Here is a 19457-nt window from a genome sequence, read left to right on the forward strand (position 1 = left end):
TATGCATAATGAGTTATGATGTAGACAAATAACCTATTTTTCTATTACACTAATATTTAAGAAAGCTTTATAACTACAAGAAAGTATAGTATATGATAAGATTATACAAATAAATATATATTGAATGATGTACATAAAATCACTTAATGTATAAGCAATTAGAATAACTAAGGAGTGATAGAGTGAAAAATAAAATGTTGGTTTTAAAAGAGGATTTAAAAAACAACTTTCTTCAAAGACTAAGTAAGAGTGAAACCGTATCTTCATTGACCATGTTCTTAATAAATGATTCATTCTATACTCAATTACTAGATACGATAGATCATAGTGGGGAAGAAGATTATTCATCATTTAATGATTTAGAAATGATTTATCTTTATGTCCATCAACAAAAAGATTTAAATAAAAAAAAGAATAGAGCTGAAAACACCAAAAAGGAGTACATACGAGATCTTCTTTTGTTTTATAAGCAACTGCTGGAACATGCATCTATTTTTGAAATTTCAATTGAGGAAGTTTCTAATTACCAGTTATTCAAAAAAATAAATCACAGGCATATTAGGAAGTATCAAGAGTGGATTAAAGATGCCCCGCTTGGGAAGAAAAATAAACCTTATTCAGTGGCTACCCTCAATCGAAAAATGGTAATTATTAAAGGCTTATTCAGATTTCTTTTCGATACTAAATATATTGATATCGCCCTCCATCAAAAAATGAAATCATCTAACGTTCGTTCATACGACAGGCCTGATAAAGATTTGAGTTCCGTAGAGGTCATGCAGCTAATTGATTACTTTAGAGACCATCCAATCCTATACGGATTAATATCAGTATTAGCAACTACTGGCGTCAGAATCGCTGAGTTGTGTACAGCAAGGGTTTGTGATTTGACTTATATTGAGGGGGAATATTGGTTAACCGTTATGGGGAAAGGTAAAAAGCCAAGAGAAGTTTTAATTTTCCCTAATGTATTAGAGGCTATTAAGATTTTTCGTTCAAGAAGAAGATTGGATTTAAAGATTGATAGAAGCGATACCTCTCCCCTGTTTACAACAGCTAAAGGTAAAGCATATTCGTTTAAATATCTTTCGAATTATATAACCAATAAGATTAAAACAGCGGATCTTGATTTTGTGAAAATGCGAAAAGAACCGATTAGCCCCCATTTTTTTAGACATGCTTGGGCTATCATAAGTTCAGAACAAGGGGTAAGCCTCCAGGACATATCACAAGGCCTTGGTCACGCGGATATTAAAACTACGATGATCTATTTGAAGAGAAAAATGGCTAGAAAGAACAATGCTGCACATGCTTGGAAGGGTTCAGATATTCTTAATAGGATATAATTTGAGGAGAGTATATTAGAAAATATAAAAAATAATAAGGTAAATATCTGTTGTCCCTCTTATTTATGGGGACTTTTTTTTTTGGAATTAATTAAGCTATGTAAATTCAATTCAATATCCCCAATAATATGAAAACTACCCTTTCACGTTAGTAAAAAAGCGACTGTTCTTAAGGAACAAATCGCCACCATTAATTAATAGTTTATTGTACATTTTATTCTTCGTATTGTGCAGTATTATATACTTGTTTTTTTGACATATTTTGTCGAAACTATTTTTAATATCATAAATTTATCCTATAATTGTTTTTGTGTGTTTTTTAAAGAATTCTTACTAGGAGAATTTAGCTATTATGAATGCAGTTTTGTTTGAATTATTACTATTAGAACAAATAAATTTAATGAAAAAGAAAATGGTTGAACTATCTTTTAGCACAGGTATTAGTAGTTATGAAACACTAACATGTAGCCAAGAATTAGATAACTTACTAAACCTACATATGAGACATTTTTCTAATAAAAATAAATTAAGCAATGCTTATTGAAGTATAAGAATCTAGTCAGGAGTTTCCTGGCTTTTTTCACTGTAATATGTTTTTTTTTCGCAATTTTTTCTTTTAGTAGTAAAATATCCCCATCTTATTATCGAGGTGTACTATGAACATTTTTAAAGGTGTTGAGCTCAACTCAATGCAATTTATTGGACCGCTTATTGGATTAGCCGCAACAATGTTTGCAACGGCCTTCTTATTCCGATTGTTATTTGGCTGGCTCCCAAAGAAGCTTTTCAATTTACTTCTTGGTCCCGCAGCATTAATCGGTGCTTATATTTGGGCTGTGCCTATGAATTTAGGTTTTTATGAATTGTTCAAATAAGAAGATGGGCATCTAAATGGTGCCTCGTTCACACTTTCAACGTATTGTTAACTACATAAAACGAGCAAACAACCTAGAAAAAAACCTTGATAATTTCCTGTAATTTTTAATGTTGATCCTCTTTTTTTCATAAATATTCAAAAAGAAATATGAAACAAATTCATCCATTTTATAAATCATTTAAACCCTCCTTAATAAGTGATGTGTCAACTACGCCTATCTTTTCTCGAATTGTGACGTATTTCATTTAATTAATGTATATTTTTTCGTTTCCGTTGAGGTATAATTTACCTATAATGGAAAAGGAGTTTTAATAATGAGACAGAAATCTATTGCATTTCTTTCCTTCTAATTACGACCTCATGTCAAAACAAATATACAGGCAAATATACTAGGTTTGGAGAGAAAACAAATAGTAATACTACTGAATTATTAAAACAAAATGAAATACCATACAAAGTTAAAAATAGAATTATTCACATTCCTGAAGATGCTTTTGATAAAGCAATTATGTGTTGTTCATAAACTCTTAGACTGTCCTTTGATGACGGTCTTTTTTAAGTCACTATATCAGTCATAGACTACTTTTTTTCGAAATACGAACTAAAATTTAATTAAATAATCTATCAAAAAACCTTTGAATAGAACGCATATAACGAGTTTTACCAAAGCAATAACCAGCTAAAGCAGTCATTAGAATAATAGCAACATGTTCTGTAAGCCCGTATTCAAACAACGCATATAAAAACAGCAGCACCTCCTGGTATGATCAACGTATCAATTTAAGGAGGTGCTTTTTCATATGCCGCAGCAAAAACTCACAATCGTCCCCGTTACATTACATTCCGAAAACAAAAATACTTCTGCACCAAATCCAGTAGTGATTTCTCCAAATCCTACTTGCACGATCAAAACCGGCAACGCCGAAATCTCCTTCTTCAACGGCGTAGATGAGCACATCATCCAAACGGTTATGAGGGAGTTGAAAAATCCGTGAAACACGATTTTACTAGCGTAAAAAATATTTACATCATTTGCGGTAAAACTGATATGAGAAAAGGTATTGACGGACTAGCCACATTAATTCAAGATTCCTTTGAATTGGATCCATACGGGGATTCCATTTTCTTGTTTTCAGGATGGAGTAAAGATCGCTATAAATGCTTATATTTCGACGGTGATGGCTTCGCCATGCTATATAAACGTTTGGATAACGGAAAACTCCAATGGCCAAAGGATGAAAACGAAGTACGGAATCTCTCTCAAAAGGAGCTCAGGTGGCTCCTCGAGGGGTTATCTATCCAGCAGCCAAAGGCGATTCAGCAGTCACCAAAAGGTGCCTTCTAAATTCGTTAAAGCCCTTCATTTTATCTTTATTCCACTGTTCGAACTCGTTATAATAAAAGAAGTGAATCCGAACGAAAAGTGGTGAATGATGTGGCGAATACTTCTTCTACGAATGAAAATCAATTTGATAGAGTAATTCGATTGCTCGAAGAGCAGTTGGCTCATTCGAATCAACAAAACCAGGAGCTATCAAAAAAATTGGATCAATCGTTGAAACAGAACGAAGCGTTAACGCAACAACTTCGGCACTTAACAAAACTCTTATATGGTTCTAAAACTGAAAAATCAAGATATAACGCACCAGAAGGGCAATCGTCATTATTTGATGATGACCCGTCTTTTAGCGAATCTGAGCACACAGAAGAACAAAGCCAACAGACCATTTCTTATACTGTTGTTCGAACTATTAAAAAGAAAAAACGAAATGATTCATTACGAGATGATATCGAAGTTGAAGCATTTCACTATCATCCAGAAAATATACAATGTGACTGTTGCCAGGGACAAATGATTGAAATTGGAAGTACAATCGTGCGCGAAGAAGCAGAATTTATTCCCGCAAAAATGAAGAAAGTCCAACACATAGAACATGCTTATGAATGTAAAAATTGTAAAGGTGATTCATTTCAAAAAGCCCAAATTAAACGTGGTAAGGCACCGCAGCCTGCCATTCAACGTAGCATCGCAAGCCCTAGCGTGCTTGCCAAAGTCATCTATGATAAATTTGCGCAATACCTCCCCCTTTACCGCCAGGTTAAGGAATGGGATCGTTACGGCCTGAATACCAACGATAAGAATCTTTCGAATTGGGTCATTCGTGCATCACACGATTGGCTATTGCCTATTTATGAAAGAATGAAAGATTTGATGATGAATAAATCGCTTTTACATATTGATGAAACATATGGACAAATACTCCACCGTTCCGATGGTAAATCGGGTCAAACCAATGCTTATAATTGGGTGTCTCGAAGTGTTCCTTGCCAAGGACCACCAATAACTCTCTTTCATAGTGCATTATCGCGAGCCCGATCCGTCCTTGAAGGATTCATTGAAGGCTTTTCAGGAACGATTATTTGCGATGGTTATTCTGCCTATGGCAAGTTGGAAGGCGTTACTTTCGCAAATTGTTGGGCCCACGTTCGCCGTTATTGGCTGAAGGCGGATAGCAAAAATGGCCGTATAGGTGTGAGCTTTTGTGACGATTTATACCGTCTTGAAAGGAAATTTAAACATTTGTCTCCGAGTAAGCGAAGAAAAAAACGCCAGAAATATTCGAAGCCAATTGTAGATAAATTCCTTGAATGGGTTGAAACGTCACCATTCTATGGAAAAAATGCGCTGGCGAAAGCAGCTGAATATACATTGAACAGGGCAAATGGACTTAGAGCATACCTGAACGACGGGCGCGTTGAAATCGATAATAATCCCGCTGAAAACGCCATCCGCCCTAACGTCGTGGGGAGAAAAAACTGGCTTTTCTCAGTCAGTGAAGCCGGCGCAAAAGCGAACGCCATTTGTCTCAGTATCGCAGAAACTGCCAAAAGTAACGGTGTAGATTTCTACGAATACTTGAAGAAACTTTTGACGGATCTGCCCAATCTTGGCATCCATCAAAAACCTGAAATTTTAGATCAATACATGCCCTGGTCAAAAGTGATTCAGGCCGAATGTGGGCAAAAATTGAAATAAGCCGTAAATTCGATTGAAAAAAATCGGGATTTACGGCTATTCGTGATGCGTACCGAAAGGTGCGCTTATTTTTTATAATTCGGGCTTACCATGTTCTGCATTAAACTCCATGAAAACAACTCCTTACCACAAATTTTCCGTCATTTGCGTCATAATTTAGTCGTATTGTGTCGTAATTTTTCAGCCGGTATTCGTATGTTTACATTAAAAATTTGACTCTTTAAACTCTCTTTCTATCACTTTTTCCATACGCAACATTTCAGCTTCTTTCGCTTGTTCAATAAGCCAATTTATTTTTTCTTTCCACTCTCCAAACTTTTGACTATCATTAGCCGTCTCTACATCTTTAATAATTCCATCTAACGTAAACACTTCTTCCACTCCTAGCGCTTCCCAATTTACTTATTCTTTATTCGAGTTGAACAATCACTCTTTCTAATGTTTTGATACATAATTCTTTTTGTTCTCCGCTACTTTGTACCAATTCCACTCCCTTTTCAAGAGTTTTCTAATAATCAATCGAGACACCTTCTCCCGTATTATCATAGACACTTAATACACATTTTGTTAATTAAAGGAGTAAATATTATAGTTTCTTTCTTCAATTCGACGTGCTTCAGCTGCTAATTGGCATGCTTTTGTTCTGAGATTTCCTGCCCTTGCATAATCACCTTTTACAACAGCTTGCTTTGATCTGGTGTCCCATAGACCTGCTCTATCTAATAGTTTTTCTACTTTTTTACTCATAACTTCGTATTCACTCCTTTGCGGCGAAAGACTTTCCTTATTAAGTTATACTCTCGCTATATGTATCAATGCTAATTTACAATTAGCCGAATTATAATGATTATTGCTATTATTGGAAGCCCTTGTTTTAAAAAGGTTTTGCCAAATTCCAATAACCATGATTTCAAGTGTCTTTTATCCAATGAATTTACCTTCCTTCATATCCCACTTTCTAAATGTGGATTATAAACTTCACCCTTTACCTTCCTCTAAATTATCTTGAGGAACATTAAAATACATTGTAATGACAATAGAAAGAACAACCCCAACTAGCAGGTAAGTTACATTTTGATAAAGCAACCCAAAAGTGAGAACCAGAATTAGGTTTATATTTTGAAGTGTCTTTTCTATGTTAGAGTTTTTCATTTTATCTAATCTCCCAAAGTTTAGCTTTTCCGGATTTTTGAATCTCCAATATTATTTCATCTAATTGCTGACTAATCTTTATGTGTTCTTATTTTGTTACCATTTTTTTCATTCTATAATCATTGGTTGCGAGCGAATTGCAACAGTAAATTTTTCTACGCTATCGCATGCTCCTTTAAAGTTGAAACTCTTAGAATGCTATATTCGCTAGAAAAGTAATTATTCCGCTTAAAAATCCAACAGAAATGATGCTGCCCGCGATCACAAGTTTCTTCTTCATTTCTTTTTTAGCAATTACTTCTTCAGGTGTTAAAAATCGCATATAAATTCCCTCTCATTATTTAATAAATTCTACATATTTGTTGCTCTTTATTACCATTTCGGTGGTATTTTTTTCCTTATATACATTCTTCTTTAAAAAGCCGGTTGCTAGTATATTTTTGCCCACCAGCTGTTCATCGGAAAAAGGAAAGTGTTTAAAATACTTATCGAAAATGACTAGACTAAACATTACATCATTTACCTGTTTGAAGTTGATATACCAAACTTTTTCTCTGCGGATTAGCTTTTCAACCGTTCCGTAAACAAAGTAATTCAAGGATTCAATTGACCTGTCATCCCATAATAATTCATGCACTTTATCATGACTAAGAATAAGCTGGGAGATAGGAATTTTCTTCCCCTTAACGCTTACGAGGATCGAGGCTAATGTATCTGGCTCATAGGATGTTAAAAGCTTTACCACTGCTTTTAAAGAACCAATACTATTAGGTGTTGCACTTTCCTGTTTCACTTTAACTTCATTAGGATCCTTTGGTTTTTTTTCGCTCTCTTCCCGCTCCACTTGTCTACCTTCGTAATCAGGATCAATTTTGTTCATATTCATACGAATAACGACTTCTTTTATTCCCTTATCCATTAATTCTTCCTGGAATTCGCCAACTTTCTTAATGCTTTCTTCAAATGTTAAAGGGCGGGCAAATCCACAGTTATCGTGATGTTTAGTATCTAAATTCTTTCCTGTAGTTTTAAAATAAGGGACCGAAGATTCTGATCCATTAACGAAAATAACAGGTTTTTTACATACGGGATCGATACAATAGATGCGACTTCCATGGGTATCACTGTTATATTCTGCAGCTGTTATTACCTGGCCATTATGTAACAAAGCTGAATTCATTCTTTTTCCTCCTTTATTTCGGGAAACTAAATGTAATTGATTTCTTATTCTCATTCCATTCAATTATGGCGTCAAAAGTTTTATCTGTACCCTTCTTTTTAAAGCCTTTGATTAAATTGGTATGACCTTTATTCAATATATTCTTAGCATTTTCTGTGCTAATGGCTTTGCCAAGGATTGTCTTAGAGATTTTAAATTCACAACCATTCTTTTTATAACCGCTACAACCGAAGTAATTTCCTTTATCAAATACTGGTTCACCGCACAATTTGCATTTACCTATGATTTCGGCTTCCTGAATGATTTTAATATAATCTTGAAAATTCCAATTTTTAGAGTCGTGTTTAAGCTGCTGAATTACTCCATGAGTAACCATTTCTGTCTTTTTAATAAACTCATTCATGGAACCTTTACCCTTTTGTATTTGTTCTAAGAATCGTTCCATTCGACCGGTGGTTAAAACTGAAGTTAAATAGTTGTTATCTCCTAACGCTTCAATCAGAAGCCTTCCTTCAGGCAGGATATAAACTAGATTCTTTTTAATGTCTATGTAGCGGGAAGATACTGTTTGTATAATACTGGCCCTTGTTGCTTCAGTACCCAGTGATAATTCGCTGTTCTTAAAGTCTTCTCTTTCTTTTATATAAAAAGCTGCGTTGCTCATTATACTTACAAGGTCCCCTTGCGAAAAACGAGCTGGTGCGCTGGTCATTCCTTCTTTTAACTCAAGGGATAAAACTACCCCACTTTCACCTTCAACAACAGGAGGCAAAATATTTACTTCCTTATCTTCAGACTTTTCATAGGAAGTCTGTCCATTATATACTGCTTTCCATCCTTCCTGTTTTACTTTCTTACCCTTACTCTTAAATGTAAAGCGGTTTTGTACAGCCGTAATTACTTCGCTTGCATCGAAAATATAATCAGGATAATGAGCAGCAATGACGGATTTTGCTATAAGGTCGTATATGACTTGCTCCCCTTTTGGAAGAGAAGAAAGATTCACTTTTTCTTCGGTAAGGCATAATGCGTAATGGTCAGAAACTTTTGTTTCATCCACAAACCTTTTATCACTAGAAATACTCCTAGATGCACATTTAACAAGCTCTTTATATACCTCTATTTCTGAGAGGTTTTTTAAAATGGTAGGAATCCATTCAGCTTCACCAGGAGTTAAATGTTTACTATCCGTCCGAGGATAGGTAATTAGAGATTTATCATATAATGATTGTGCTATAGCTAATACATTAGCTGGCGACATTCCGTACAGTCGATTTGCTTCCATCTGAAGCGCGGATAAGTTATAGAACTGAGGAGGCCTGACTTTCTTTTCTTCATTCTTAACAGAGTAAATCTGTGCTTCACTTGATTCACAAAAACCAATGAGAGCTTTTGCAGCATCCTGGTCAAAGATATGGTCTGAATCCATGTTGAACCATTTTCCGGTTAATTTCTTATCCCCAAATTGAAACTCAGCAATACAATCCCAATATGCCTCTGGTTTAAATTTCTCAATTTCTAATTCCCTTTGATAAATAATGCCTACTAAGGCTGTTTGGCACCTGCCGGCACTAAAAAGTTTATTAATGCCTTTTTCTTTCATTAGGACCGTTAATGCGCGAGTTGAAGATATTCCTAACAACCAATCTGCCCGCTGTCTTGCAAGGCCTGCCTTGTAGTACCCTTGATAATGATTGTTGTCTTTCATATTTTGAAAGGCTTTAATCACACTATCTTTGGTTAAACTGGTTGTCCAAAGTCGCTTAACGGGCTTTTTATTGCCCAAATAATAAAGGACTTCATCAATGAGAAGCTGTCCTTCAACACCCGGGTCCCCTGCATTTACAACAAATGAAATTCGGGGTTCTTTTAGATACTTTTTGAAACTATTAAAAAAGGACTTTTTTGATTGGTCGACCTTCAATTTGAATTCAGAAGGAATAATAGGAAGAGATTCCAAAGTCCAGTTTTTTAACGATTCATCATAATCTATCGGGTCAAATGCTTGTAAAATGTGCCCACACGCAGAAATAACTATAGCGCCATCCGGGAAAACTGGACAAGGTGCTATAGCTATATGATCTCCCTTATGTTGATGATTAAATGGTGCTGACAACTTCTTAGCCTGGTCAGGTTTTTCGGCGCAAACCAAAACAATCCCCATTTTATCTATCCTCCTTTATTTTTTACTTTCGAACCAGGGGATTGAAACTATACTACTTTTTTCATTTAGCATCCTTGTGTTTCTAATTTGCTTGGGGCTAAGATGAATACGTTTCGCTTTATTCTTAACGAAATTACCAGTCTCTTTACTTATATACTCATCCCGAATGACTTGTTTTTGAAAGCTTATTTGGTCCATCTTTTCTCCTCCTTATTATGATCCAATCGTATCTCTCAACGGCACTTCTTACTTTCCTAAAAGACCAATCGCCCGGCCATGTTTCACAAAGTGGATTATCTTTCACTTTCCAGGTATCTTCATCGTATTGAACAATGACTTTTCTACCGTCCAGCCAAACTACTATCTCTTTCATAGCCCACTCCCCTAAGATTGTTCCGTAATTAGGCTGCTTTAGTTTCTAAATGTTCTAAGCAAATTTGAATTGCTCCGGATGCACCAAATCCATTATGGAAAAGGATTTCTACTCCTTGCTTTTTGCAAAGTTCTTTAACAATATCCATACTTACGTGTCCAACAGCTCCAAGCATAACAACTACACAATCTGCATTTTTTACTAGATTTTTAAATTCCTTTTTATTTCCACCATTTCTTGTCTTGCCAGAATGGAAAAGAACATTTAAACCATGCTTTTGTCCGATTTTTCTGTATGTACCTTCCTGTGATCCTCCAAAAATAGCTATTGTCTTTTTCATTGAAATATTCCCCCATCTCTCGTGTAATTTACAATAACTATATCATATATTACACCAAACACAAGTGAAAATATCCTAATTTTTCATATTTTTCAATTCTTTAAGAAAGATATAACCGATTTCAGGATGCACATAAACATTGTCCGTATCCATTATTTCTTTCATTACTGTAAGCATTTCATTTGTTGGCATATTCTTTAGCAAAAAACCATTAAAGATATCAAGCTTTGCACTGCTTTGTATGGTCGCCGGTTCCGGACTTAGAAGTACAACCTTTGATCCTTTTTCTCTCATTTCAATCAAAAAACTTTCTGTAACGGAATTGGAAATCCGTTCTACAATGATCAGTTTGGGCGCCTTCGTCTCTTGTCGCGGTAATTTCTTTGAATCGGTATCTAATATATTGAATACATTGCCAAATTTTAATTCGAATAGTTTTTTTAAGCCTTCTCTAAAAGAAGTTTTTTCATTAATAATCATGATGTTCTCCACACAAAATTTCACTCCTTTCAAAACAAATAGACCCTTGCCGTAAATGCACAGTCCTATGGCATGCATTTACAACAAGGGTCGATCCCTTTAAATTATTCATTTAGGATAATTATACCAGTTGTTTATTAAATTAATCAATCACTTTTTCCAATTATTCGGCTTGGGGGAGGAAATTGAAGAGATCTTTCCGTTAACAAGCAAAGCATATTGCCCATAACCATCAATATCAATCACCCACGCCATCTTGGAGGCAATTGATAATGGAGATTTATGATCATGAAGCGGGATTGGCGATTTATAAACTTTGCTGCTCCATCCCTTTTCAGCAATTTCCTTGCTACTTGGAATGGATAGCGGTTTCTTATATAGATTAACAACCCAACATCCATAAATACCGCATTGTGAGATAAACCACCTGGCGTCTTCCCGAAATGAAGAAAAGTCAGGTTCAGCTGGATATTTGTAATTTTCCTTTAGGACAGATTTTCCGGTTAATTGATGAAAAATTTCTTCGTCGTCCAATAAGTAATCAGCATTCTCTTCCATCAAGGAAAACTTTTGGCGGACCGGTGTATTTTCATATTTCAATTCCATTGATTCTCTATAAATGAAGAACCCACATCTTGCTGCCTCATAAGGACTATCTACGTCTAATCCCTGATTAATGGAGCATTGGCCAGTTATCTCATCAAATAGATCGCAGGAGTTTCTGCACGTAGTAAGGTTATTATTATTCATTTGGTTGTTATCTACTACAAGTTTCAACATAGTAATCACCTATTATGTATAAATTATGCAGCTCCCAGCACATAAGGCATAACGGTTGCCAGTAAAGTGAGAAGTGCTGCTGTACCCCAAAGGCGTTTACTCCATCTACCGTATTCAGGATGTTCTATCAATTTAAAGAAAAGAAAAAGAACAAGCCCAATTAGTGTCATTCCAACAGAAGTAAAGTAGCCAGTGGTTCTGATTAAGTTTATAATATCACTTGCAAGCAGTGTAACATTTTTGCTATCCGTTGTAAACAATATCAATATAAAAATTCTAATAAAGAAAAAGCTAAGCGGGACCCAGATTAGAATTCCGGTTGAGCCTTTCATAATTTGACCTGTTTTAGTTACAATAGAATATCCCATTCGTACAACACCAGTAAGAAACATTACTGTAAATAAAGCTGAAAACATAAAGGAGACAGTAGGAGCAAGACCATTTATGCTCTCAGTCCAAGTTCCTAACTGTTCATTAAGTGTTGGACCTTTGTTGCCGCCGATTAAAGGATTGGCATTTACTGTTAAGGGAAACAGAGTGAAAAGGCTTAGAAAGGCAAATGTGAAATATGTAATACCCTTTCTCATCTTTTTCCTCCTCTTCCATCGAACTTAAAGCAAATAGCGGATTCAAAAGATGCTGTACTCATTCTTCCGTTAACCACTGGAACTGATGTTATGTATTTGTATCTGCCTTTGTTGTATTCTAGGACATATTCCAATGTAGATGACCATTGGGCTAATGCTTGAGTATTAACTTGCTGCGTATCGTTAAGAAGTGTATTAACTTTTTTACCATCTAAAAGAATATCCAAAGTGATTTTCCTTAGATTAAAGTCATGACCTTTAAACTCAACATTTCGAACTAACGCTCTTAAAGGAATCAACTTTTTAAATAAAGGAAAAAAATAACTCATAATCTGAGCCTTATTTATCTCACGGCCAACAACAACAGGATTTAATTCCAGATGAATCGAATTGTGATTAAAGCTCCCATCCGGAAAAACATCTATCGTTGCATCAAAATTGATTTGCAATCTATTACAGAGAGTGCTTAACCAAGTAAGCTCTGTGTAAATTAGGTTATCTTCTATGTTATCGTAGTATTCCTCTGTTTGTGGAATTCTTTCTACACCAATTGCATCCACAAATAAATCTTTGGACGTAGCTGTATATTTAAAGCATAACTTTTGAAGGCTTAACTTAGCTTTCTGGAAAGCTTCCTTCATTTCAATAATCTGATTATCATTCAACTTCTGCATTATCATTATGATAAGCCCCTTTCACTCTTAATCTATTATTCTTTAAAATAAAAAGACTATTCTTAACCAAAATAGTCCTGAGCTACTTGGCAACTGGCTGGCATGACCTTTCGGATTTAGCCCCTTTAGCTTTGCGTCTCCAATTTTCATTGGATTTGCCTTTATCAATATATTAAATAAGTTAGATAGTTTCCAATAATTTCTGTTGAATTATATTACAAACTACCTATTGGTTATGTCGAAGTATGTCGAAAACATAACGATTGTCACAAGAAAAATGTAAAATATTAATAGAAAAGGTCTAATTTTCATTTACTCTTGCTTCCAAAAAACAAGTTTTATTTTCTGGAAGTAAGAGGCGACATTGTGGAAGTCGCTCTCTTGTTATATCTAAATAGCAATTTGTTGTTCTTGGTAGTAGTAAATCTCTTCATCAGGAATGGTATAATCTGCAGTTGCATCTGTTTCTAACAGAAATACATTCTCAACAGTTATTTCCTTTCCATTGCGGATTACATCAAGAGTAACAACATCGCCATTTTTAATTCTGTTTACATTGTCACCTAAGTTAACCCAAATCCGCTTTCCATCAGAAACATGGATATAAGAATCTTCCATGCCAATCACAGTGACAACCCAACTTTGAGCTCCATCAATACAATCAGCAATTCTGGCAGAAGCAAACGTGTAATAACAAGTAGGTCCAGCTGGACAATCGCTTGCGTTCAAATCGTCAATATTAATACAATCTTCGTTTTCAGATTCTACATGGTACTTAATATCATCCACAAATACATTCTCGTAAGTACCATAAACGATTTCCTCTTCTTCATATTCCGGCTCGTAATTTGCCATGGAATATACAACTTGGTCCTCAACTATCTCTTCTTCAGTAATTCCTAGCTCCTGTTGTAATTCTGAGAATAGGTCTACTGCTCTGTAATCTAAATCCGTTGGTGTTACCTGTACAGAATGGCTTATTACTGCTTCAGGTACCGGCAGCTTAACAGGCATTGGAATTACAACAGACTCACTACAATCTTCTTTATTTAATTGGGCGATGCGCTCATGGTACTCGTAATAACTACGGACTCTTAATTCTAGACTATAAACAAATACAAAATGTTCGATCACCCAGTATAGATATACTAACCAATCGATTGTTAATACGAATGTCATTTCTTTTCCTCCCTAAAATAGTTCAAATGCTAACTGACCAGTAACTGGCGCAGTACGCTTTCTCTTAGTTTTCTTTTCCTCAGCCTTAATTTCGAATAAGGAAATTTGCTGTTCCACTGCTTCGGCCGCTGCTCTTTCAATCTCAGTGAGATAGGCAACCAGTTCTCCATCCGCTATACAATCAAATCCAAAGGCTTCAATAATATCCACTTCCAAAACACCGTTTATGAAGCGGAAACCTGTAATGTCACCTTTTTCAATGTTGCTTGTAATAGTAGCGGCTTTCCTAATGAGGACATTTTTAGAAGAATCAGTTTCAATTTGTTGGTTAACCCATGCAACAAACTGTTCCTTGGCAGTAAGAACCTTTTGCTTCTTTTTACCGATGCCTGCTAAGATCTCTCTAGCCCGTTCGGAAGCTTCAGCTACCCATTCTTCAGTAGATCCTTTAAGAACATTACCTTTCTTGATGGATTGGATAAGCATAGATTGTAAATCTCCATCATCCCCGAGCATCGCATTTAATCCATCAGAGCTTGCTTCACCATTAATAGCACCAGCAGCTTTATTCTTTTGAGCAATTAAAGTGGCCATTTGTTCCTGGAATGTGTCTTTATATGCTAGATAATAAAGGCGGCACTCCTCAGTTTGACCAATTCTCCATGCCCTTCTTGCTGCCTGGTTAATAGTAAAAAGACTCCAACTGAATTGATAAAAGATGAGGGTTGGAGTGCAAAGAAGATCAAGTCCTACTTGAACCAATTCTTGGGAAACAATGCAAACATCGTAACCCTCTTTTTCTATCTTTTTCTTTAGCCATTCAGTACGTTTATTGGTTTGTGTAGAAGAAGTATCTAAAATACAGACCTTCGCACCAATCTGTTCAAGAACATGCTGTAATCGTGGACGAACATCTCTACCTTGTACACTTGAGCCTGTATCCCGCACATAAACAATGCTCTTTCTGCCCTCTTCCATTTCCCCTTTAATAATCTCTTGGAGTTTTTTCTCCTTATTTAAAATCCGCTCTTTCGGAAAAACATCAGGGCTCCAAATTAATTCTCGGTCTCCATCCTCTGTCTTGATTGAGAAAGAAGGATAAGTGAATGGATTATCTGGATTAGCAATCCCTGTCTGAGTTAGCGGAAGATAAAGTTTGTGTCCATCATCCCTTGATTGGATAGCATTTTCAAAGGTAGTTACCATATCTCGGTAGTGACTCTTTAAGTCATCATCCAAATCAACTAGAATAGTAGGAACATTTATTAATTCAACAGGATCTGGCCACACATCTGTCAGCCTTACTAAGACACTGTTTTGTACCAAGAACTTAGAAAATACGAATGGGGAAATCCCAGGAAGCACTTTTTCTGTCCTTTTTGTTCCGCCTCTGGACTGCTTATTGCTATACTCACCTTTATCATCAAAGTTATAAATAGTAGTTTCGATGTTTCCATATTCTTCATTCCATTTCCTGACCTCAGAATACTTATAGCCATTCTCTACCATTAGGTGAGGGAACAATCTCCAGAGAGTATAATAGATATCTTCAGCCTTACCACCAAACAAGGTTCCAGTGCCTCCGACAACCTTCTTACATGCGGCTGCAAGGCTACCCAATGAATTACCTTGGGCACTCATGCCAGCCTTAAGCATATGAATCTCGTCAATTATGGCGATATCAAAGAACCATCTCATTTTCCTGCGTATATATTCGACTGTAGCAATCCTTCTTGGATTTCCTTGTTGCTTAGGAATTTCCGGTAGGTTATTATGCAAGTGTTCGATTAACTTATGGTTATTGTCTTTTAAAGCATGAGAAATCTGCCTATCAAACTTTAACCATCCGTTTATTGAAGAAAAGCGTGTAGGAACCTTTTTGGTCCATAAGCTTTCACGACATTCACTACAAAAAGCATTAGCAGGATTTTTTGAGTTATGGATTCTGCGACTTTCTCCGAATTCATCTTCATTCATTGACCGCTTAGTATGCGTTTCTTGCTCATTTCCATCTTCGTCGGTCTCTGTTTGAGAAGACTCAATGACTTGGTGAGCTTTTCCGCAACTTGGACAATAGTATCCAAAGCGATAAGGTAATTCATCCTCTAATTTTTGTTTAGCCGTTTTCTTATATTGGAAGTGAACTGCAGGTACCGTCGCACAATCACCACGCATTGTAGTAAATGCGATAACAAAGAAAGTCGGTTTATCAGGCTTTGGCCTTCCAGCTTTAGTCCAAGAACTATGGAAGGCAATTAATTGCTCTGTCCTTTCGATTACTCGAACATCAGCATGAGGAATAATTTCCTTGATCTCTTCTGGCCACTTTTTGGTTAAACTAGGAGGGCACATGAGGCAAGCAAAATAGCCTTTCTTATTAGACATAGCAGCAACAACATCAGGAATCGCTGTCATCATAGTACTTTTTCCCGTACTCATTTCGCCCTGGATCAAAGCAACCTTTTGTTTCTTAAGTACTTTTGCTACAGCTGTACTTACATGGGCTTGAACAGGGAAAAGCTCCCGCTTATAGGTTGAAATTTGCGGATGAACCGGGTTAGTCAATGGATTATGAATAGGAGTTACCTTCCTACTAACCTTATCTACCATGTCATTCATGAACTTTGTCATGTACTCAGTAAGGTCTTGAATTGACTCAACAGCTTGTCCGCTTCCAGCCTTAGGAAACTTCAATAACCCTCTTTGAATCATATTAGAGATAATATCGTCTGCCTCTTGCTCTGCGGTTTCTTCCCCGAACTTCAGCTTATAAATACTGAAGCCTTCTGGGAAAAGAGTCTTGTCAAAATAGAAGTTCAACTCTTCAATGCAGCCAAGTTTCACAAACTCATCTAAAATGATATTCTTCCATTCTGGTAGGATGTTAAGCCCAAATTTACCTCCACCTAAAACTTGTCTCAGGTCTTCAGCTGGATCTCCATCAAAAGAGAGAATGTATTCCCCATTACCAAGCAAATCGTCATGTACAATCGCAACCGCTTTACGGTTTTGATTAATGGTGATTGGGAATTTCTCATATTTTCCTTTATCTGAATACATTCTGAATTGCTGGACAAATTTATAGTCCGTTAATTGTTTTTCCCCATGTCCAAATGACATTCCACCACTTCCGATATCAACGGCAGCTTTCATAGCCTGGAGTGTTGAATCGTTACCGGCAATAATCGTCATTAGAAGCTTTGCACCTTGCCATTCATGTTCCGGTGGCTCTACGGCTAATGCGTAACAAAAAGCGGTTTGCCATGCCTGCTCAAGATACAATTCAAGCATTTTTGGGTTTTCGTTTGTTTCTTCTACCTTATTCCATACAATCATATGACCCCTTCCATATCATTAATAGATAAGGAAAAAAGCCATGTGGCGTTCCCTTATCTACTAATGAGGTAAGGGATACACCTCCCTATTAACTTTTTATTTTTGAGTATTCTATACTTGATAGGTAACTCAATTTTGGTAATATATCCGTATTATTAATGCACATTTTAGTCGAATTATGAACTACTCAACACAAGCATCTAAAATTTGTGCGAAATCTTCCGAACTAGTCATTAACTTATTTTTAGCTTTTTCAATGGCTTCTTCATCACTATTAGCTTTTACTTTTACTGAGATTACCTTCTCAACAGATACAAATACCTCGTACTTCATAGTAACAACTCCTTCATTTTCTTTAGTTCACAATTTGTTTCAAAGACTACCTTGGTTCGTAAGACGAACTATCCAAAAGGTTATTTTAGAAAAATTCGTTGTATACCTAGATAAAAAATGTTATATTTTAACAAAAGGAAAATACGTTATATATGGAGGAGAATACAATTGAAATCTCTATTAATAACAATTTTAAGTGCAATAGTTACAATCCTTGTAATTGCATTCAGTACAAAATCCTTTGAGTCCCTTAATGTTATTCCTGCTCTTGTCGTCGGAATGATTACCGGATATTTCATAGGTAAAAGAAATGTCGCCCTTTAATTCAAAGGTGTCATTCATAAGATTCTTTCAAATTAGAAATAAGATTTTCTTTAAAAGACTGAATAACCTCACTTTGTGCCTCATCTATTGTTCCCTCGTGCTCAATGGTTACATTTTGTGTGCCACTTATCGTATGAATGCGAAACCAATATCCAAAAGAAAGCATGCTTACAAACTCGACATAAAATTTATGTCCAGCATATTCCTCTAATTTAAAAGCTACCTGTTCCATAAAACCTCTCCTCTTTCAAGTATGTCATGCTGTCATTAGGTCCTGTTTGCCTTTTTCTTCTTCCATCAAATTTTTAAATTCACCAATGATTCTCCTAGCAATATCACAAATTTGAGAACCATATTTTAAAAGTGAATTTTCTTCTCCCTTACTCCAGGACTTAACGTACCTGAAAGAGTAATCGGAAGTGTCTAAACCAAAGAAAGAACAAACAACAAAAGCAGTCCCCTCAGCAACTACCTCTTTTTCAGATGAAGAGGAAGATTGATCATGGCGATGTACTTTGGAATGAACAAGTTCATGAACCAATGTTTTACAACGATGATTTATGCTTAAGGTATCACTAACAACTATCCGGTGTAGATAAGGGCTATAAAAACCATTGGCACCTTTTGCATCCCCATAAGTGACTGGACAATTATCCTTGGAAGCAATCTGTTCAGCATACTCAATAATTTCTCGTGCTTCTTCAGATTCGCCTTCAAGTTTAATGACCACTTTGTCAATGGGTAGCGGTTCGCCTTCAGTTTGCTCATAGGCAAATACCGGTACAGTTAGAAAACCAACAAGCTTCGTTTCCACTTCTCCGTTTTCATCTTCAACAGCTTTGAAATTTGGTTTGAAGATTTTAATGGACTTTTCTCCCTTTCTAATTTTCCGGCCTAACTCATTCCAGCGCTTAAATGAAGCTATAAAACTAGCATTTGGATACTGAGTCTTGGCAACCATAATGTTTCTGAAGGAGTAATTAGGCATTAAAGCCTTCATCTGTAAAAGAGCTTTAAACTCTTCAGGAGAATAACGGAAATTCGAAACTCCTTCTTCCAGGATTGACACAAGTTCATCAACTTTCTCTTGTACACTCGGTCCGTCCTTACTCACTTTATTACTTTTGTTTTGGCGATATACCATTTTACAGCAGCCCCTTACTCTTAAAGTTTTTATATATAAAAACGAGAATAGGTAATCCCATTCCCGTTGTTAACCACCATAATAAAAGCTCTGAAAACGCAAAAAAAGCCTTTGTGGAATTTGATAATAAATAGCAAAAGAAATGCTATTT

At 35.9% G+C, this 19457-nt stretch carries 23 protein-coding genes and 1 riboswitch; of the genes, 6 read left to right on the top strand and 17 right to left on the bottom strand.

Going from position 1 to position 19457, the window contains the following annotated elements:
- Window positions 1-182 precede the first annotated feature (182 nt).
- The 6 genes from FAY30_RS25915 to tnpC all read left to right on the top strand — a co-directional run bounded on the left by FAY30_RS25915 (window position 183) and on the right by tnpC (window position 5260).
- Window positions 183-1346: a tyrosine-type recombinase/integrase gene (locus FAY30_RS25915; protein WP_223821043.1), complete on the top strand. Its 1164-nt coding sequence runs from the start codon at window positions 183-185 to the stop codon at window positions 1344-1346.
- Window positions 1347-1698: 352 nt separating this feature from the next.
- Window positions 1699-1890 (top strand): aspartyl-phosphate phosphatase Spo0E family protein, encoded by a 192-nt coding sequence (locus FAY30_RS25920; RefSeq protein WP_149872884.1) that lies wholly within the window; start codon window positions 1699-1701, stop codon window positions 1888-1890.
- 112 nt (window positions 1891-2002) lie between these two features.
- A complete protein-coding gene (locus FAY30_RS25925) occupies window positions 2003-2221 on the top strand; it encodes a hypothetical protein (RefSeq protein WP_149872885.1) in 219 nt (72 codons plus the stop codon).
- Between the two features lie 802 nt (window positions 2222-3023).
- Entirely contained in the window at window positions 3024-3218 is a 195-nt protein-coding gene (locus tag FAY30_RS25935; protein ID WP_149872886.1) for a hypothetical protein, read from the top strand.
- Entirely contained in the window at window positions 3215-3568 is a 354-nt protein-coding gene (gene tnpB, locus FAY30_RS25940) for an IS66 family insertion sequence element accessory protein TnpB (RefSeq protein ID WP_223821044.1), read from the top strand. Before FAY30_RS25935 ends, tnpB begins: the two co-directional genes overlap by 4 nt.
- Window positions 3569-3658: 90 nt before the next feature.
- A complete protein-coding gene (tnpC, locus tag FAY30_RS25945; RefSeq protein ID WP_149873074.1) occupies window positions 3659-5260 on the top strand; it encodes an IS66 family transposase in 1602 nt (533 codons plus the stop codon).
- A gap of 204 nt (window positions 5261-5464) precedes the next feature.
- On the opposite strand, the gene FAY30_RS27390 is transcribed toward tnpC, so the two are convergent.
- The 17 genes from FAY30_RS27390 to FAY30_RS26010 all read right to left on the bottom strand — a co-directional run bounded on the left by FAY30_RS27390 (window position 5465) and on the right by FAY30_RS26010 (window position 19306).
- Complete coding sequence (locus tag FAY30_RS27390) at window positions 5465-5632, bottom strand: hypothetical protein (RefSeq protein ID WP_190284978.1); 168 nt, start codon at window positions 5630-5632, stop codon at window positions 5465-5467.
- Window positions 5633-5827: 195 nt separating this feature from the next.
- Window positions 5828-6007 (bottom strand): hypothetical protein, encoded by a 180-nt coding sequence (locus FAY30_RS25950; RefSeq protein ID WP_149872887.1) that lies wholly within the window; start codon window positions 6005-6007, stop codon window positions 5828-5830.
- Window positions 6008-6238: 231 nt separating this feature from the next.
- A complete protein-coding gene (locus tag FAY30_RS27395; protein ID WP_190284979.1) occupies window positions 6239-6412 on the bottom strand; it encodes a hypothetical protein in 174 nt (57 codons plus the stop codon).
- Window positions 6413-6602: 190 nt separating this feature from the next.
- The gene (locus tag FAY30_RS27915) at window positions 6603-6734 is read right to left on the bottom strand and encodes a hypothetical protein (protein ID WP_263315369.1); all 132 of its coding nucleotides are present in this window, start codon (window positions 6732-6734) and stop codon (window positions 6603-6605) included.
- A gap of 15 nt (window positions 6735-6749) precedes the next feature.
- Window positions 6750-7592, bottom strand: coding sequence for a DUF7828 domain-containing protein (locus FAY30_RS25955; protein WP_149872888.1), 843 nt, complete (start codon window positions 7590-7592; stop codon window positions 6750-6752).
- Window positions 7593-7605: 13 nt separating this feature from the next.
- Window positions 7606-9756 carry a type IA DNA topoisomerase gene (locus tag FAY30_RS25960; protein ID WP_149872889.1) on the bottom strand — a complete coding sequence of 717 codons (2151 nt, stop codon included), beginning with the start codon at window positions 9754-9756 and terminating at the stop codon, window positions 7606-7608.
- A 157-nt stretch (window positions 9757-9913) separates the two neighbouring features.
- Window positions 9914-10129 carry a hypothetical protein gene (locus tag FAY30_RS25965; RefSeq protein ID WP_149872890.1) on the bottom strand — a complete coding sequence of 72 codons (216 nt, stop codon included), beginning with the start codon at window positions 10127-10129 and terminating at the stop codon, window positions 9914-9916.
- Window positions 10130-10157: 28 nt separating this feature from the next.
- Window positions 10158-10469 (bottom strand): DUF2325 domain-containing protein, encoded by a 312-nt coding sequence (locus FAY30_RS25970; protein ID WP_149872891.1) that lies wholly within the window; start codon window positions 10467-10469, stop codon window positions 10158-10160.
- Between the two features lie 75 nt (window positions 10470-10544).
- Window positions 10545-10961, bottom strand: a complete 417-nt coding sequence (locus tag FAY30_RS25975) for a hypothetical protein (protein WP_149872892.1) — start codon at window positions 10959-10961, stop codon at window positions 10545-10547.
- Window positions 10962-11099: 138 nt separating this feature from the next.
- Window positions 11100-11729 carry a hypothetical protein gene (locus tag FAY30_RS25980; protein ID WP_149872893.1) on the bottom strand — a complete coding sequence of 210 codons (630 nt, stop codon included), beginning with the start codon at window positions 11727-11729 and terminating at the stop codon, window positions 11100-11102.
- Between the two features lie 23 nt (window positions 11730-11752).
- On the bottom strand, window positions 11753-12316 hold the full coding sequence (locus tag FAY30_RS25985; RefSeq protein WP_149872894.1) for a hypothetical protein: 564 nt from the start codon (window positions 12314-12316) through the stop codon (window positions 11753-11755).
- Window positions 12313-12996: a hypothetical protein gene (locus FAY30_RS25990; protein WP_149872895.1), complete on the bottom strand. Its 684-nt coding sequence runs from the start codon at window positions 12994-12996 to the stop codon at window positions 12313-12315. Before FAY30_RS25990 ends, FAY30_RS25985 begins: the two co-directional genes overlap by 4 nt.
- A gap of 79 nt (window positions 12997-13075) precedes the next feature.
- Window positions 13076-13160, bottom strand: a riboswitch (cyclic di-GMP riboswitch).
- Between the two features lie 220 nt (window positions 13161-13380).
- Entirely contained in the window at window positions 13381-14169 is a 789-nt protein-coding gene (locus FAY30_RS25995; RefSeq protein WP_149872896.1) for a hypothetical protein, read from the bottom strand.
- Window positions 14170-14181: 12 nt separating this feature from the next.
- Window positions 14182-17505 (bottom strand): helicase-related protein, encoded by a 3324-nt coding sequence (locus FAY30_RS26000; RefSeq protein WP_149872897.1) that lies wholly within the window; start codon window positions 17503-17505, stop codon window positions 14182-14184.
- Window positions 17506-17688: 183 nt separating this feature from the next.
- Window positions 17689-17838, bottom strand: a complete 150-nt coding sequence (locus FAY30_RS27400; RefSeq protein ID WP_190284980.1) for a hypothetical protein — start codon at window positions 17836-17838, stop codon at window positions 17689-17691.
- Window positions 17839-18172: 334 nt separating this feature from the next.
- On the bottom strand, window positions 18173-18394 hold the full coding sequence (locus tag FAY30_RS26005) for a hypothetical protein (RefSeq protein WP_149872898.1): 222 nt from the start codon (window positions 18392-18394) through the stop codon (window positions 18173-18175).
- Between the two features lie 24 nt (window positions 18395-18418).
- Window positions 18419-19306 carry an ArdC-like ssDNA-binding domain-containing protein gene (locus FAY30_RS26010; RefSeq protein WP_149872899.1) on the bottom strand — a complete coding sequence of 296 codons (888 nt, stop codon included), beginning with the start codon at window positions 19304-19306 and terminating at the stop codon, window positions 18419-18421.
- Window positions 19307-19457: the final 151 nt, after the last annotated feature.

It is taken from the genome of Bacillus sp. S3, from assembly GCF_005154805.1.
Classification (GTDB): Bacteria; Bacillota; Bacilli; order Bacillales; family Cytobacillaceae; genus Neobacillus.